14 protein-coding genes are annotated in these 14,702 nt (G+C 47.2%); 3 read left to right on the forward strand and 11 right to left on the reverse strand.

Annotated elements, in window-relative coordinates; translation table 11 throughout:
* Nucleotides 1-42: 42 nt before the first annotated feature.
* The 4 genes from ruvB to DESDE_RS14745 form a co-directional block, all read right to left on the reverse strand.
* Nucleotides 43-1,089, reverse strand: a complete 1,047-nt coding sequence (gene ruvB, locus DESDE_RS14730; protein WP_014794819.1) for a Holliday junction branch migration DNA helicase RuvB — start codon at nucleotides 1,087-1,089, stop codon at nucleotides 43-45.
* Nucleotides 1,090-1,136: 47 nt separating this feature from the next.
* A complete protein-coding gene (ruvA, locus tag DESDE_RS14735; RefSeq protein ID WP_014794820.1) occupies nucleotides 1,137-1,742 on the reverse strand; it encodes a Holliday junction branch migration protein RuvA in 606 nt (201 codons plus the stop codon).
* Nucleotides 1,739-2,236 carry a crossover junction endodeoxyribonuclease RuvC gene (ruvC, locus tag DESDE_RS14740; RefSeq protein WP_014794821.1) on the reverse strand — a complete coding sequence of 166 codons (498 nt, stop codon included), beginning with the start codon at nucleotides 2,234-2,236 and terminating at the stop codon, nucleotides 1,739-1,741. The genes ruvA and ruvC overlap by 4 nt, the downstream gene beginning before the upstream one ends.
* A gap of 132 nt (nucleotides 2,237-2,368) precedes the next feature.
* Nucleotides 2,369-3,127, reverse strand: coding sequence for a YebC/PmpR family DNA-binding transcriptional regulator (locus tag DESDE_RS14745; protein WP_014794822.1), 759 nt, complete (start codon nucleotides 3,125-3,127; stop codon nucleotides 2,369-2,371).
* Nucleotides 3,128-3,256: 129 nt separating this feature from the next.
* Here DESDE_RS14745 and DESDE_RS14750 point away from each other — a divergent pair, with 129 nt between their 5' ends.
* Entirely contained in the window at nucleotides 3,257-3,757 is a 501-nt protein-coding gene (locus tag DESDE_RS14750; protein WP_014794823.1) for a cytochrome c3 family protein, read from the forward strand.
* Complete coding sequence (locus tag DESDE_RS14755) at nucleotides 3,758-5,143, forward strand: ammonia-forming cytochrome c nitrite reductase subunit c552 (RefSeq protein WP_014794824.1); 1,386 nt, start codon at nucleotides 3,758-3,760, stop codon at nucleotides 5,141-5,143.
* A gap of 630 nt (nucleotides 5,144-5,773) precedes the next feature.
* On the opposite strand, the gene DESDE_RS14760 is transcribed toward DESDE_RS14755, so the two are convergent.
* Genes DESDE_RS14760 through hypF form a run of 5 tightly spaced genes read right to left on the reverse strand, consistent with a single transcriptional unit; the run spans nucleotide 5,774 to nucleotide 10,837 of the window.
* Nucleotides 5,774-6,184 carry a DUF3842 family protein gene (locus DESDE_RS14760; RefSeq protein ID WP_014794825.1) on the reverse strand — a complete coding sequence of 137 codons (411 nt, stop codon included), beginning with the start codon at nucleotides 6,182-6,184 and terminating at the stop codon, nucleotides 5,774-5,776.
* A 36-nt stretch (nucleotides 6,185-6,220) separates the two neighbouring features.
* Nucleotides 6,221-7,213, reverse strand: a complete 993-nt coding sequence (gene hypE, locus DESDE_RS14765; RefSeq protein ID WP_014794826.1) for a hydrogenase expression/formation protein HypE — start codon at nucleotides 7,211-7,213, stop codon at nucleotides 6,221-6,223.
* A complete protein-coding gene (hypD, locus tag DESDE_RS14770) occupies nucleotides 7,214-8,317 on the reverse strand; it encodes a hydrogenase formation protein HypD (protein ID WP_014794827.1) in 1,104 nt (367 codons plus the stop codon).
* The gene (locus DESDE_RS14775; RefSeq protein ID WP_014794828.1) at nucleotides 8,298-8,525 is read right to left on the reverse strand and encodes a HypC/HybG/HupF family hydrogenase formation chaperone; all 228 of its coding nucleotides are present in this window, start codon (nucleotides 8,523-8,525) and stop codon (nucleotides 8,298-8,300) included. The genes hypD and DESDE_RS14775 overlap by 20 nt, the downstream gene beginning before the upstream one ends.
* A complete protein-coding gene (gene hypF, locus DESDE_RS14780) occupies nucleotides 8,525-10,837 on the reverse strand; it encodes a carbamoyltransferase HypF (protein WP_014794829.1) in 2,313 nt (770 codons plus the stop codon). Before hypF ends, DESDE_RS14775 begins: the two co-directional genes overlap by 1 nt.
* A gap of 340 nt (nucleotides 10,838-11,177) precedes the next feature.
* On the opposite strand from hypF, the gene DESDE_RS14785 reads away from it, so the two are divergent.
* A complete protein-coding gene (locus tag DESDE_RS14785) occupies nucleotides 11,178-11,396 on the forward strand; it encodes an alpha/beta-type small acid-soluble spore protein (RefSeq protein WP_014794830.1) in 219 nt (72 codons plus the stop codon).
* Nucleotides 11,397-11,551: 155 nt separating this feature from the next.
* Here the strand turns inward: DESDE_RS14785 and DESDE_RS14790 are convergent, their stop codons facing one another.
* Together DESDE_RS14790 and DESDE_RS14795 are read right to left on the reverse strand one after the other, a co-directional pair.
* Nucleotides 11,552-13,183 carry a long-chain-fatty-acid--CoA ligase gene (locus DESDE_RS14790; RefSeq protein WP_014794831.1) on the reverse strand — a complete coding sequence of 544 codons (1,632 nt, stop codon included), beginning with the start codon at nucleotides 13,181-13,183 and terminating at the stop codon, nucleotides 11,552-11,554.
* 293 nt (nucleotides 13,184-13,476) lie between these two features.
* A complete protein-coding gene (locus DESDE_RS14795) occupies nucleotides 13,477-14,532 on the reverse strand; it encodes a cytochrome c3 family protein (protein WP_014794832.1) in 1,056 nt (351 codons plus the stop codon).
* Between the last annotated feature and the right edge of the window lie 170 nt (nucleotides 14,533-14,702).

The raw sequence follows: 14,702 nt of genomic DNA on the forward strand, positions 1-14,702 counted from the left end.
AGATTGCCCGTTTCAGGTTTTATCTATTCCTGCACCTTAACCTTATTCGTCTGCACTATCAAATAAACTGTCCTCCTGCCCACCTTCTTTAGATGAAGGATTTAGAGGAATATTGAGATGTTGATAGGCACGAACAGTGGCTACTCGTCCCCGGGGTGTCCTTTGAATAAACCCTTGTTGGAGTAGATAAGGTTCCACCACATCTTCTATAGTCTCAGCCTCTTCCCCGATGGTTGCCGAGAGGGTTTCCAAACCCACAGGACCTCCTGCGAACATCTGAATGATGGTAAGGAGGCATTTCTGGTCAATGCGATCCAGTCCCGCAGGATCAACTTCAAGCCGGTCCAGGGATTTGCCGGCCAATCCTTCAGTAACCATACCGTCTTCCCAGACCTGGGCATAATCCCGAACCCGTTTCAAGAGACGGTTGGCTACCCGCGGGGTTCCCCGGGATCTCCTGGCAATCTCCGCCGCTCCCTCCAGGGTAATCTGAAGATTTAAGATTCCTGCGGCCCGGGTAATGATCTTGATCAGGTCTTCAACTTCGTAAAACTCAAGGCGGCTGATGACTCCGAACCGATCCCTTAAAGGTGAAGCTAATTGTCCAGCCCGTGTGGTTGCTCCCACTAAGGTAAAGGGCGGTAAGGTGAGACGGATGGACCGGGCACTGGGGCCTTTGCCGATGACAATATCCAGGCACCCGTCCTCCATGGCGGAATAGAGTATTTCTTCAGTGGTACGGCTTAAACGATGAATTTCGTCGATGAACAATACATCCCTGGGTTCCAAGGAGGTAAGTATAGCCGCTAAATCTCCCGGTCTCTCAATAGCCGGTCCCGAAGTGGTTCGAATGTTTACCTCCATCTCCGTAGCGATAATATTGGCCAGCGTGGTTTTGCCCAGACCCGGCGGCCCGTAGAGAAGGACGTGGTCCAGAGCTTCTCCCCTGGCCAGGGCAGCTTGAATAAAAATCTGCAGATTATCCTTAACCTTAGTCTGACCTATATAGTCCGCCAGCCGATGGGGTCTGAGGACTTCTCCCTCTTGATCCCCTGGAAGCTGCTGGGGAGTTATCATCCGTTCTTCCATAACTTTTCTCCTCTATGTTAATAATCCCTGAAAAACCGGCACCCATTTTACTTTGAAGCCGCAAGGGATCGAAGGGCTATCCGCACCTGCTCCTCTGTACTTGCTTCCCGGACTGAATCCGGAAGGGCTTGGAGTGCCTTCTTAGCTTCCTCCTGACTAAACCCTAAAGCAAGGAGAGTTTCCATAGCTTCCGAAAGAGAAGCAGCTTGGGGTAGGATAGCTGAGCCCTCTGTCCCGTCGGAGGAGAGGACCCTGCCTTTGAACTTCTCCTTCAGCTCTAAAATCAAGCGCTGTGCCGTCTTTTTGCCAATACCGGGAACCTTGGTCAAAAGAGTAATATTTTCACTGGCGATAGCGCTCTCTGTCTGACCCGTGCCTAAAGTAGACAGGATCGATAAGGCTGCCTTGGGTCCAATGCCCGATACAGAAAGCATCAATAAGAAGAGTTCTTTCTCAGCCGCTGAGGAAAAACCATACAGAGCCAGTTCATCCTCCCGCAAAATCACATGAGTATACACGATAAGCTCGTGACCGGAATGTGCTTTGGCTAAGAGTCCATGAGGGGCCGATAGTTGATATCCCACTCCCTGAACATCCAGAATCAATTTATCCGCTTGAACTTCCCATACTTTTCCTCTAAGCATTCCTATCAAAGGGATCCCCCCATTCTATTGAGCAAATTCACACTATGGGCATGGCATATGGCAATGGCTAAAGCATCCGCAGTATCATCCGGTTTCGGTATCGCTTGAAGGCCCAGCAGGGCTTTAACCATCTGTTGAATTTGTTGTTTATCCGCTCTTCCATAACCTGCAACAGCTTGTTTAACCTGCAACGGGGTATATTCATAGACGGGGATGCCAAATTGAGCTGCAGCTAATAAAACAACTCCCCTTGCCTGTCCCACGGAAATAGCGGTTGTAGTATTGCGGTTAAAAAAGAGCTCTTCAACAGCCACATGGTGAGGCTGTTTTTCTTTTATGTATCCCTCAATCTCATTGTAAAGCATAAGCAGCCGCTCCGGCATGGGTGTATGAGCCGGTGTACGCCAACAAGCATAATCCACTGGAAATAAACGATTTCCCTTTTTTTCAATTAATCCATACCCCATAATCGCGGTTCCTGGATCAATACCTAATATAAGCATAAACGCCTTCCTTTCTCTCTTCATTAAGATTCGACAGGAAGACGATGTATTCCTTGTGTGGGAGCGTATTTAAGAAATACCAAAAAGAGTTCTACGCAGATTAAACAGCGCAGAACTCTCAATTCGTTACAATTAGTCCAGTTCCTCTTCGTTAATCGAATCAGCAAACTCAAAGTTTGCATAGACTCCTTGGGAATCATCATGGTCTTCCAGGAGTTCCATCATACGAACCAGCTTCTTTGCCTGATCCATATCGGCTATCTCAATGGTATTTTGAGGAACCTGGTTAATCTTCGCTTCCTCTATCTCAATTCCCTGATCGAGCAATGCCTGCCGCACCGCCTCCATATCATCAGGAGCTGTATAGACAATAAAACTCTCTTCATCCTGCTGCAGATCCTCTGCCCCTGCTTCAAGAGCAAGAAGCATCAGTTCATCTTCATCAAATTTTAAATCTTCTTTGAGAATCGTCAACTGGCCCTTTTCATTGAACATCCAGTTCACGCAGCCCGTTTCTCCCAGATTGCCTCCATGCTTAGAAAAGATATGACGCACTTCACCGGCCGTGCGGTTGCGGTTATCGGTCATGATGTCCACCATGATAGCTACTCCCCCTGGACCATAGCCTTCATAGCGAAGTTCTTCATAACTTTCCCCTTCTCCGCCCCCAACACCTTTTTGAATGGCTCTTTGTATATTGTCGTTAGGCATATTGGCAGATTTAGCATTTTCAACAGCAATTTTTAATCGGAAATTATTATTAGGATCTCCACCGCCGGCCCGAGCAGCCACAATGAGTTCCCTGCCAAGCTTTGTAAAGATTTTTCCTTTTTGCGCATCAGCTTTTGCTTTTTTATGTTTAATATTCGCCCACTTCGAATGTCCAGCCACAGCGACTCCTCCTTAGTTTAAGTCCAAAGCCTATTGTACCAAGAGAATTTTGGCCTGTAAAGCCATTTAAGGGAATGAAAAACCTTCTAGCTCATCATACTAGACAAAAACGGAGAGGAGGTTTTGTTTTTGGCACCCATACCACGTAAATACAAAAAACTTCTTGTGATCAGCATACCTGCGCTGGCCCTATTTGTCCTTTTTATTGCCTACATATATGAATACACTTCAACCACTCATTATTGCGGAACCACTTGCCACATCATGGAAGAAGCTTATGAAACGCAATTGCACAGTGTTCACCGGGAAGAACTTGTGGGGTGCGGTGACTGTCATCTTTATCATGGTTCCAATATCGCCTATTCCCTGGTCTATAAAGGATATTCCGGAATGAAGGATGTCTATAAAAACGCTTTTGATCAACCGGTAGTATTGCATACTTCAGAATGGAGCCAAAATGTCATTCAGAAGAATTGTCTGCGCTGTCATCAAGCGGTGGTAGCCAACATCCGGATCGCGGATGGTCCTCAATGTTTTGATTGTCATAGAAATACCCCCCACGGACAAGGTACCCAATCCTTTGGTACACAAACCATTTCAACACCACTTCACTCGATAGGAGGCTCATAAATGCAAAAACCTTGGAAAAGCTTTTTACTTGTCTCATTGTTCTTAGCAGTCTCATCTGTGCTGGTCTTTGGCTGTGCTTCGGAAATCACTCCCTCCCCTCGAACCGCTGCCACCATCCCGGAAGGGGCCCTTGATTCCGAGACCTGGGGAAAGGTCTACCCTGATCAATATGCCAGCCAAAACAAACAGAAGGAAATGACAAAGGGCAACTCCAAATACGAAGGTTCTTTGCCTGAATCCCATCTTGAAAAATATCCTATCCAAAAGAGACTTTTTGCCGGTTATGGATTCTCAGAAGACTATAATGATGATCGGGGTCATATCTATGCCCTGGAGGATGTCACCACCACATTACGGGTTAACGAAAAAACCATCAGTTCCTGTTGGAACTGCAAAAGCCCTCAAGTTCCCGGTTTAATCGAGAAAATGGGGGATGACTTTTGGTCCACCCCTTTCCTGCAGCTCAAAGATCAAATCACCATCCCCATTGCCTGCGCGGATTGCCATGACCCGGAGACCATGAATCTGCGCATTACCCGGGTTACTCTACTCAATGCACTAAAGGAGCGGGGAATTGATCCTAACCAACTTAGCCGTCAGGAAATGCGCACTATGGTGTGTGCCCAGTGCCATGTGGAATATCATTTCGCTGATGAGAATAAGAAAGTAACTTATCCCTGGAAGTATGGCCTTACCGCCGATGACGCAGAAAAGTATTATGAAGAAATAAACTTTAAAGATTGGAATCATGCTGAGACCGGGGCTCCCATGCTGAAAGCCCAGCATCCCGATTATGAGCTAAGTTCCACCGGAGTTCATGCCGCTAATGGTGTGGCTTGCGCTGACTGCCATATGCCTTATGTCAAGGAAGGAACTTCGAAGATCTCCTCCCACCATATTCAAAGCCCCCTGAACACCATTAGTGAGTCCTGCCAGACTTGCCATCGTCAAAGCGAGGACTATCTGAAAAATCAGGTCATCACGACCCAGGATAAAGTCTTTGCTACACGGACAATCCTTGAAAACGCTCTGGGTGATGCCATAGATGCTATCGTGGCCGCCGATAAAAATCCCAACGCCAAAGCCGATGCCATGAGTAAAGCCCGGGATCTGCACCGTAAAGCCCAGTGGCGCTGGGATTATATTGCCGCCGAAAACAGTATGGGCTTCCACAGCCCCAATGAAGCCCTTCGTGTCCTTGGCGAAGGAATTGACTTTGCCCGCCAGGCTCAGCTTCAGGCTAATCTTGCCATGGGTGCAACCGCCGGCGGTGCGGCCAATCCCGATGCAGGGCAAACCCCGGGCGCAGGAACCGCCAATGAAGCCGCAGGCGGTGCTACACCGCTCCCCGACAATAAGAACAATGATCAGAAGCCCACTGACTGATAAAAAACGTTGTCCGGGTCGTGTAGCTTTACGCACAACGCTCACTCTATAGCTCCGGGGCTGGCCAACTCGCTTTCTTAACAGCTCTGCCAAACCCCGCTGCTTTCTGCATGTGAACCAGTGGCTCGCTGCGTTAAGAAAGCCTCGTTGACCCGACCGCCCCTCCGCTAAATCCGTTCGCTCTTGTGCGTAAAGCTACGCTTGTGGGTCTTTCTTAGCCCTTTTTGGGGTCTTTTTCAGAGTAGACGGTCATGCCGCTGCCGTAGCACCAGCAGAGGATGAAAAGGGCGATACGAGTCGGGTAGCTGCACTGTTCAGACCCGAAAGATAACCCAAGGATTTTGCTTTACAAAAGTGAGCGAATTTAAGCGAGCGGTAACAAAACTTCGCGAAAAGCATGTAGCGGAGAAAGGTTGGAAACAGGACGTTTCCAACCGGCCATTGAGCAGGAGCGATTTGGCCGGGCACCTTTCGGAGCGGAGAGCTTGAGCGTTAGTTTTGTCCGCGCAGCTTATGGAGCGAACGGTGTAAAGCAAAATCCTGGAGAATCAGTTGACAAGTCTTTTTCTAAGTACAACAAGGGAAGCCGCAAAACTACTTGGTCAGCGGCCTCCCTTTCTTATTTCCTTTTTACTCTTTTATTCTTCTCTCAACCTCATCCACCAATTGCTCGACATGATGGGGCAAGGGCATACGGGTAATTCCTGTTATGATGGTATTGCTTCTCTGAATAGGTATGAGAAGTTTCAGGGCCGGGCTTGAGGATAGTGCTCCGGCAATCTCTGGTGTAATCTCACCCAGCAGACCATGAACTGTGGAAATGGCTAAAGAGCCTGCTATAATATCGACCCGATGGGCGTTGTAGCAGATCGCAGCTTCTCCGGAAGCCCCTTCGGTGGCACCAGCTTTAAGCATGGCGCCCGTGGCTAAAGCATTGGTTCCGAGAGCTAATATCTCCAGATCCGGCATGCGTTTGCGCAATTGTTCCACGATATGCTTCCCCATTCCTCCGCCTTGTCCATCAATGACTGCAACTCTCATCCCAAACCTCCACACCTCTTAATATCTCAATGGTCTTCAGCAAATCCTTGGCAAATGCTCTCCTTCAAGCATTCCAACAATTCGTTTTCCCCCCAGAGGAGTCTTGAGCAGGACAAATCCCGGATCGTCTTCTGCGACCCTGCCTATAACCGTTGCCTCTTTACCAAGGGGATGAGCTCTCATCTGTGATAAGACCCCTTCTACCGCTTCCGGTGAAGCGATCACTAGCACTTTCCCCTCATTGGCAAGATAAAGAGGGTCCAATCCTAACATTCCGCAAGCTCCTGCGACTCCAGGATGGAGAGGTAGCTTTTCTTCTTCAAGAAGGATGCTGACATGGGCCTGACGTGCCAGCTCATTTAAGGTTGTCCCTACGCCACCCCGGGTAGGGTCACGCATGCAATGCACTCCCGGCATATAAAAGCTGTCGATCAGGTGATTTAAAGGTGCACAATCACTGATGACAGGAGTCTCAAATTCCAGCCCCTCCCGATCGGCAAGAATGGAAATCCCATGATCGCCAATAGTACCGCTGATCAGGACATAATCCCCTGGTTTAATATACTGAGGCCCTACCCATCGTTCCTGGATCGATCCTATTCCCGTAGTATTAATGAAGATTTTATCCGCACTACCGCGCTCTACTACCTTGGTATCCCCGCAGACGATGGGGACACCGGCTTTTCGAGAAGTTTCAGCAATGCTCATCACAATTCTTTCGAGATCCTCAATCAGAAATCCTTCTTCCAGGATCACTGCCAGGGAAAGGTAGCGGGGCTGAGCTCCCGATACGGCCAGGTCATTGACGGTACCGCATACGGCTAACTTACCAATATCTCCCCCTCGAAAAAAAACAGGAGAAATTACAAAGGAGTCCGTGGTTATGGCTAGTTTTTCACTTCCGGGTATATAAGTGGCATCATTCATTTGGTTAAGAAAATCATTGCTCAGATGCTTTTGAAAAATCTCCTCTACCAATTGATGGCTTAGACGCCCCCCACTGCCATGGGCCATAATGATTCGCTCCATCTACATCCCACTCCTTTGAGTATATCGGTAATAGGCCGCACAAGACCCTTCTGAGGAAACCATGCAAGGTCCCACAGGCGACAAGGGGGTGCACTTCCGTGCAAATAATGGGCACTCGGTGGGAGCAATCTGCCCTTTCAGGACATTCCCGCAACGGCAGCCAGGGATTTCTATGCTCTCAAACTCCGGGAGATCAAATTTTCTCGCGGCGTCCCAATCTTCGTATTCCTTACGAATCCCCAGTCCTCCTTGAGGGATGATACCGAGTCCCCGAAATGCTGCATCAACCGGCTCAAAGATCTTATGAATTAAAGCTTGAGCCACAGGATTACCTTCCGGTTTTACGATCTTATGATATTGAATTTCAATTTCCGAGCGGCCTTGGGCTCTTTGCCGGAGAAGCATGGCCAACCCTTCCAGGATATCCAGAGCCTCAAAACCTGTAACGACTCCGGGCATGCCATAATCCTCAGCCATAAAGGCCAATGCTTCGCTTCCGATAATTGCACAAGCATGACCCGGGTCTAAAAACCCGTCTACTTCAGTCTCCTCGTCCTCCGCTAAAGCACGAAGGACAGGAGGAACAAGCTTATGCATGGATAAGACACTGTAATTCCCGATGCCTTCTTTTTGGGCCTGTTCAATGCTGACAGACACCGTGGGAACTGTAGTCTCAAAGCCTACCCCGAGAAATACAACTTCCTTGTCCGGGTTCTTCCGGGCAAGATCTAAAGCATCCAGTGTGGAATAGACAATGCGGATATCCGCACCTTCTCCACGGAGCATTTGCAAACTTTTTTTCGATCCGGGCACCCGAATCATATCCCCAAAGGTTGCGGTAATGACATTCGGCTGGGCGGCCAGATAAAGAAACTGATCAATATCGCTGCCGTCTGTAACACATACAGGACACCCGGGACCAGAGACCAAGCGAATCTGGGGCGGCAGCAAATCCCGCAAGGCATTCTTAGCAATAGCCACGGTATGGGTTCCGCATACCTCCATTACGGTATAGGGAACAGCCGCTAATTCCCGGATTTCTCTTAAATAGTTTTCCGCCGCTTCTTTAACAGATTGACCCGAATTATAATTCTTCACGAGCATTCGCTTCCTCTATTAATAATTCTTCTGTCTCCTTAGCATACTGCTGGTCAACGATTTCAATCGCAAACCCGGCATGAACCAAGACATAATCACCTACTTGCACCTCAGGCACTAAATGGGTACCGACGATACGTTCATTGCCCATCATATCCACTTTGGCCAGCATCTCATCTATGGATACGACCCGGGCAGGAATAGCTATACACATTATGAGCACCTCTCATTCCCTATCAATACTTGACCTAAGGCCAGTCCTCCATCACCCGGCGGCAGCTCCTTGGCCCGGATGGTTGGGATCGCAAAGGCTTGACATAGCGCCAATACCTTTTCCGTTAAGAGTTTATTTTGAAAGACTCCACCGGTCAACACAAGGGGATCTGCACTTTCCTGGAGCTTAAGCACCGTCCGGATAATCCCATGAGCGATGGAATCATGAAAATGATAAGCAATAAAACCGGGGTCTTTTCCCTCGAGCACATCCTGAATAATACCCTGATATAGTTCTTTCACCTTTAGGATTAAGCACTCCCCATCCTTAGCCCACTCTAAAGGATAGCGCGGTTCAAGGTCACAAACATTTGGAGACGTTTTGCTATAAGAAAGAGCGGCTTCACTATTTCTGAAGAGCCACTGGGTAGCCTGACTCTCTAATTCAATAGCAGCCTGCCCTTCATAGGTAACTCTCGTGCAGATATCAAGCAAGGCGCTCACAGCGTCAAATAGCCTGCCTCCACTGGATGTCTCAAAGATTTGAAGTTTTTTTTCTAATTGCTGATTAAGAATCTTTTGCTCATGAGCTGGGAGCCTTTCCCATAATCTCTCCGTCATCAGCCATTCCTTTTCGGAGAGCAGCGCTTTCCCATAGGCATAAGCAATACGCAAGGGATGCTTGGCCCCAGTATCTCCTCCGGGCAAGGGCAGATATTCCAAATGAGCCAAACGCCGATATCCTTCAGCATTCCCTTTTAAAAACTCAAATCCCCAAATTTTTTGATCCTCACCCCAGCCTGTCCCATCACAAACCACGCCTAAGGTAGGGGCTGTTATGCCATGCTCTCCCAAGACACTCACTAGGTGGGCATGATGATGCTGAACTTTTATCTTCTGAGGCCATGGACCTGCCAAGGCAAAGTTTGTGGTCTGGAAATTCGGATGCGCATCATAAGCTACCACCTCAGGAACAATTTGTACGACCTTTTGGAAGGATGCCAGCTCCTGACGAAAGCGCTGAAAGTTCTCGTACCCTTCCATATCTCCAATATACTGACTGGTAAAGGCTCTGCTCCCGGCACCCAGACAAAAGGCATTTTTCAATTCTCCGCCCACTCCCAGGATTGAAGCATTGAACTCCTTTGGACATTTTTGAGGCAGCGGAACATAACCGCGAGCCCGCCGATGAAAGACAGCCTCATCCCCAATGACCTGAACCACCGAATCATCACAGGGATGAAAAATATCCCGATTATGAAGGAGAAAATAGTCGGCAATCCCTTTTAGATCCCGGACAGCTTCTTCATTGATATAAATCAGAGGACGACCACTGAGATTCCCGCTGGTCATAACCAAAAAATCAAAGGGTCCGTCGAAAAGCAGGGCGTGGAGCGGGGTATAAGGAAGCATCACTCCTAAGGTATGAAGTCCTGGAGCAAGCTCATAGGGCAGACCTTCCTCATCACCTTTTTTTCTTTCTAATATCACAATAGGAGCCGAAGAACTCTTTAAAAGTTCTTCCTCTTTCAACGATATCTTAAGGTATCTCTGAATGACCTCAAGGTTACGAGCCATTAAAGCAAAAGGCTTTGCTCCTCTTTCTTTACGCTGACGTAAGCGCCGGACAGCTTCCGGATTCCCTGCATCACAGACTAAGTGAAATCCGCCTAACCCCTTGACGGCCAAAATCTCTCCCCGGGCTATTTGTTCAACACCCAGACCAGAGCAAATATCACCTTGAACATTCATAAGCTGAACAGTAGGACCGCATCGGGAGCAAGCTACAGGCTGAGCATGAAAGCGCCGGTTCAGGGGGTCTTCATATTCCTGAGCACAGACGGGGCACATGGGAAAGGCTTCCATAGTCGTGTGAACACGATCATAGGGTACATCTCGAATAATCGTGTAGCGTGGACCGCAATTGGTGCAGTTGGTAAAGGGGTATTGATAACGTAAATTATCCGGATCCCTGAGATCGGCCAAGCAATTCCCGCAGGTCCCTATATCCGGTGAAATGAGCACATCAGCCTGTCCTTCATCCTGGCTTTGGAGGATTTCAAAACCTGGATAATTGGCAAAGGCCACTTCACGGTATTCTTGATGAGTAATTTTCGCTAAAGGAGGCACCTCTTGAAGCAAGCGCCTATAGAAGGCTGGAACTTGTGGGCCCTCAGCATGAATAGTGACTCCATGACTGGAATTATTTACCCATCCCTTAATCCCCATTTCCTGAGCTAAACGGTAGACATAGGGTCGAAAGCCTACACCTTGAACGATACCATTGAGATGGATAAAATAAGCTGTCCTCATAAACTTTACCCGCTTTCTGTCCTACCTAACCATGTAAATACATTCTACACTCGAAAGAGGTATTAAGTAAATAATTTTAATTTTCGGAAATTTTAAAAAGGGCTAGCCAAAGCTTGCGAAATAGGTTACAATCTTATTGTGAAATGCACATCAATCTAATTTTGTGTGGTACATTAGTTACCTTCTCATTTCACTCCTCCTCAATCTAACCCCTCTGCTCTATGCCCAGCAAAGTGTTGGGCTCTTTTTATTTTTATGTATAGAATTCTTTGATTGGGTTATTCTAATAATGACTCTTGAAGATTTCCCAAATGTTCTAATAAAAAAGGAGGCAGGTTACATGAGCAATAAAACGCCGATGGTTCCTGAATCCGAAAGACAATTGGATCAACTTAAATGGGAAGTTGCAGAAGAGCTCCATTTGGACGACGACATCCAGGAAAGAGGTTTTGCCAACATGACCACCCGAGAAGTCGGACAAATTGGTGGTAACATGGTCAAAAAGATGGTGGCATTTGCTGAAGAACAGATGGGTAAAGGCACCGATATTAAAGGGTAAAAACAAATTAAATAGTGCAAGGACATCATGACGGCCAGCATGATCTCCATGCAAATGAGGTGACTCTCTCAGAGAGCACTTACAAGCAAAAGAAGCGAGGTTGAACTCGCTTCTTTTGCTTAATATATTAGACTTTTCATGCCGTGCTTTCTTTATCAAGCTTCCTTGGCCTGTTCTTCCAGTTTTTGTTTTTCCTCCTCAACCAGAAATCTTCTGAGGACCTTACCAACTGCTGTCTTAGGAAGATTATCCCTGATTTCAATTTGCTTAGGAACTTTATAGGAAGCTAATTCTTTCTTCAAATAATTAAGAAGTTCTTCTTCTGTAACTTGCTGTGCCTCTCTAAGCACTACATAAGCTTTTACTTTCTCACCCCAGTATGAATCCGGAACCCCGGCACATATCGCTTCTCTGACAGCGGGATGGGCATACAATGCTTCTTCAATTTCGCGGGGATAAACATTATAGCCGCCGGTGATAATCATATCCTTTTTCCTATCAACAACATAAAAGTACCCATCTTCATCCATCCGGGCCAGATCACCAGTATACAGCCATCCGTCCCGCAGCACCGCTCTGGTTTCATTTTCTCTTTGCCAATACCCCAGCATGACTTGGGGACCTTTTACGGCGAGCTCTCCTACTTCCCCTACAGGAAGTTCTTTATCCCCTATCTCTATATCCACAATCTTGGCCTGGGTATTGGAAACAGGGGTTCCAATTGAGCCGACACGGGCGCTGCAGAAGGGGTTAATATGGGTCACAGGAGATGCCTCAGATAATCCATAGCCCTCCACTAATTTTCCGCCGGTCAATTCCCCAAAGCGCAGTGCGACTTCCACAGGCAAGGGAGCAGAACCGCTGACACATGCTCGTATGGAGGAAACATCAAACTCTTTAATCTTGGGATGGTTAATCAACGCCACATACATGGTTGGCGTTCCTGGATAAAGGGTGGGCTTTTCATCGTTAATCAATTTTAAGATGAGATCCGCATCGAATTTGGGAATAGGAATGACTGCACTCCCCCCAAAGATCGAAGTATTCATACAGACGGATAAGGCGTAGATATGAAACAGGGGGATGGCACATAAGGATTTCTCTTGTCCCGGTGTTCCTTTAAGCCATTCCCAAATCTGATAGGCATTGGCATATAGATTGCTGTGGGAGAGCATGGCACCCTTGGAAGTGCCTGTGGTTCCTCCGGTATATTGCAACACGGCAATGTCCGTCTGTGGGTCAATATCCGGCTTGGTCCATTCAACCTCAGAATCATCACTAACGCAAGTATGGAAATCACAAGTTCCTTCTCCTTCATCCATACCCATGGCCCTTAGTCCTTCCACAAGAACCCATTTAAGAGAGGTTTCCTGACGGATTCCCTGAACTCTCGGATAAAGGGGTGCAACTGTAATCATACCTATCGCGCCGGAATCATTCATCAGCGCTTTCAGCTCGCTTTCGACATAGAGGGGGTTGGTCTGAACCACAATGGCGCCAATTTTCATAATGGCAAAGAAGCTAATCATCCAGGTTGCAGAGTTGGGCATATTGATAGAAATCCGGTCCTTGGGCTTTACACCAAGTCTGATTAAGGCCTTGGCTAAACGATCGACATCCAGTTCCATGTCAGTATAAGTCCAGGTCTTACCTCCAAAAACGATAGCCGGCCGCTGTCCAAAACTTTTAGCACTGCGCTCGAACATTTCGTATAAGGATATGTTTTCGATCTCGAGAGTTTTCCGTACCCCTTCCTCATAACAATTATACCAGACCGGCTCTTTCATAATCCCCACTCCTTTGCTTATTCTCACTCTACTGAAGTCCTGACTATATCGATAATATGTGTTCTTATCATAATATTATGAATTTTCCATCTATACAAGAAATTCTCACTCAGTTGTCTTGAATCTCTGCTTAAATGCATTATTCAACTTGCCAACGGGAGCAGAATCTTTATTTTGCAGTACCGCCAAAAGGCATGGGTTTTATAGGTATAAAAAGGCTCCCTTGATCGTAGGAAGAATCCTCTTTCTACCTCAAGGGAGCCTATATTGGACAAAACAATTAAAAAGTCTGCTTATTTTTTAGCGGTATCAGGAAGCAGCTTGGTAATCAAATCGATGGCTTCCTGGTTAGTAATCTCAATCTCAGGCGTCTTTTTATCATCGCCTAATTTTTCGTAGGGAAGGGCGCCAAAGCTATGATCCTTGGTAAAATGTCCTCGTGCATCGGTGGGGTTCTTCCACATCATTTTATCAAGATCAAAGGATTTTCCTTCGTGGCACTTAGCGCAGATATCCTGAGCTTTATCCGCCTTGAGAAGCAAGCCACTGGCATTAGGTTTATGGGTTTCGTGACATGTCATACAGTTCATGGAGCTTTGTCCATGCTTGCTGGCAAAATAGTTCCGTGCTCCATAGTGAGTATTAGCTGTCCATACTCCTTTATCGTTCTTGCTGGGGTTGCTTTCGTGACAGGAATTGCAGGCGTTGGCCGCCGCTTTTGTATCCATCGTTCCTGCCTTCGTAGTGGCGGTAACATGGTTTCCTCCAGGGCCATGACAGGATTCACAAGATACTCCATAGTCCTTTGAACTGACTTCGATACCCGGTGAATGACAACTGCCGCATGTATAGCTTTCCGCTGTATAGTCGGGCTTGCCATCCTTGTCAACATCCGTTTCTTTCGCAGGTTTGATGACGTACTTATCTCCCGACTTTTCGAGGGAAGCAACACGATATACCTTATCTGTGAAACCTTCGGGCGCTTTGGCGACAACGTAGTGATCCATCATGACCCCATAGACTTGGTCCTTATTGGCCAGATCGAGGTTCCCCGTCTTATCCGTAGCTTTGGAATCAAAAAGCTTGATTTGCCCCGCGGGCTGGGTTAAGGAATAATCTGACAGAGGCTTAAAGGCACCGGCATGATGGGATTTCTCAAAATTGGTATGATATTCTGCGTGGCAGGTTTTGCAGCTGTCACTGCCCACATATTGCGCCGTCTGTTGACCCGTTGGCGGCGGAGTAACAGCTGTCCCTGGGCCAGGTTTTTGGTTCTTACAGCCTATGAGTACTGTAATAGCCAATGCGATCACTAGCAGTCCGAGTAATATTCTTCTCTTGGATTTCAAAATACCTTCCTCCTTTTGACCCTTTTCCTTTTTGCATTCATAAAATTAGCTTGGCATTGCTTAGTTTGTTCATTTTCCCTAACGAATAAACACGTTTTCATAAAAAGAGAAGAGAGCCTGCATTTGCTCTCTTCTCTTTTTATAGTTATTTATAATTACCTTGTTATCTA

It is taken from the genome of Desulfitobacterium dehalogenans ATCC 51507 (genome assembly GCF_000243155.2).
GTDB lineage: Bacteria > Bacillota > Desulfitobacteriia > Desulfitobacteriales > Desulfitobacteriaceae > Desulfitobacterium > Desulfitobacterium dehalogenans.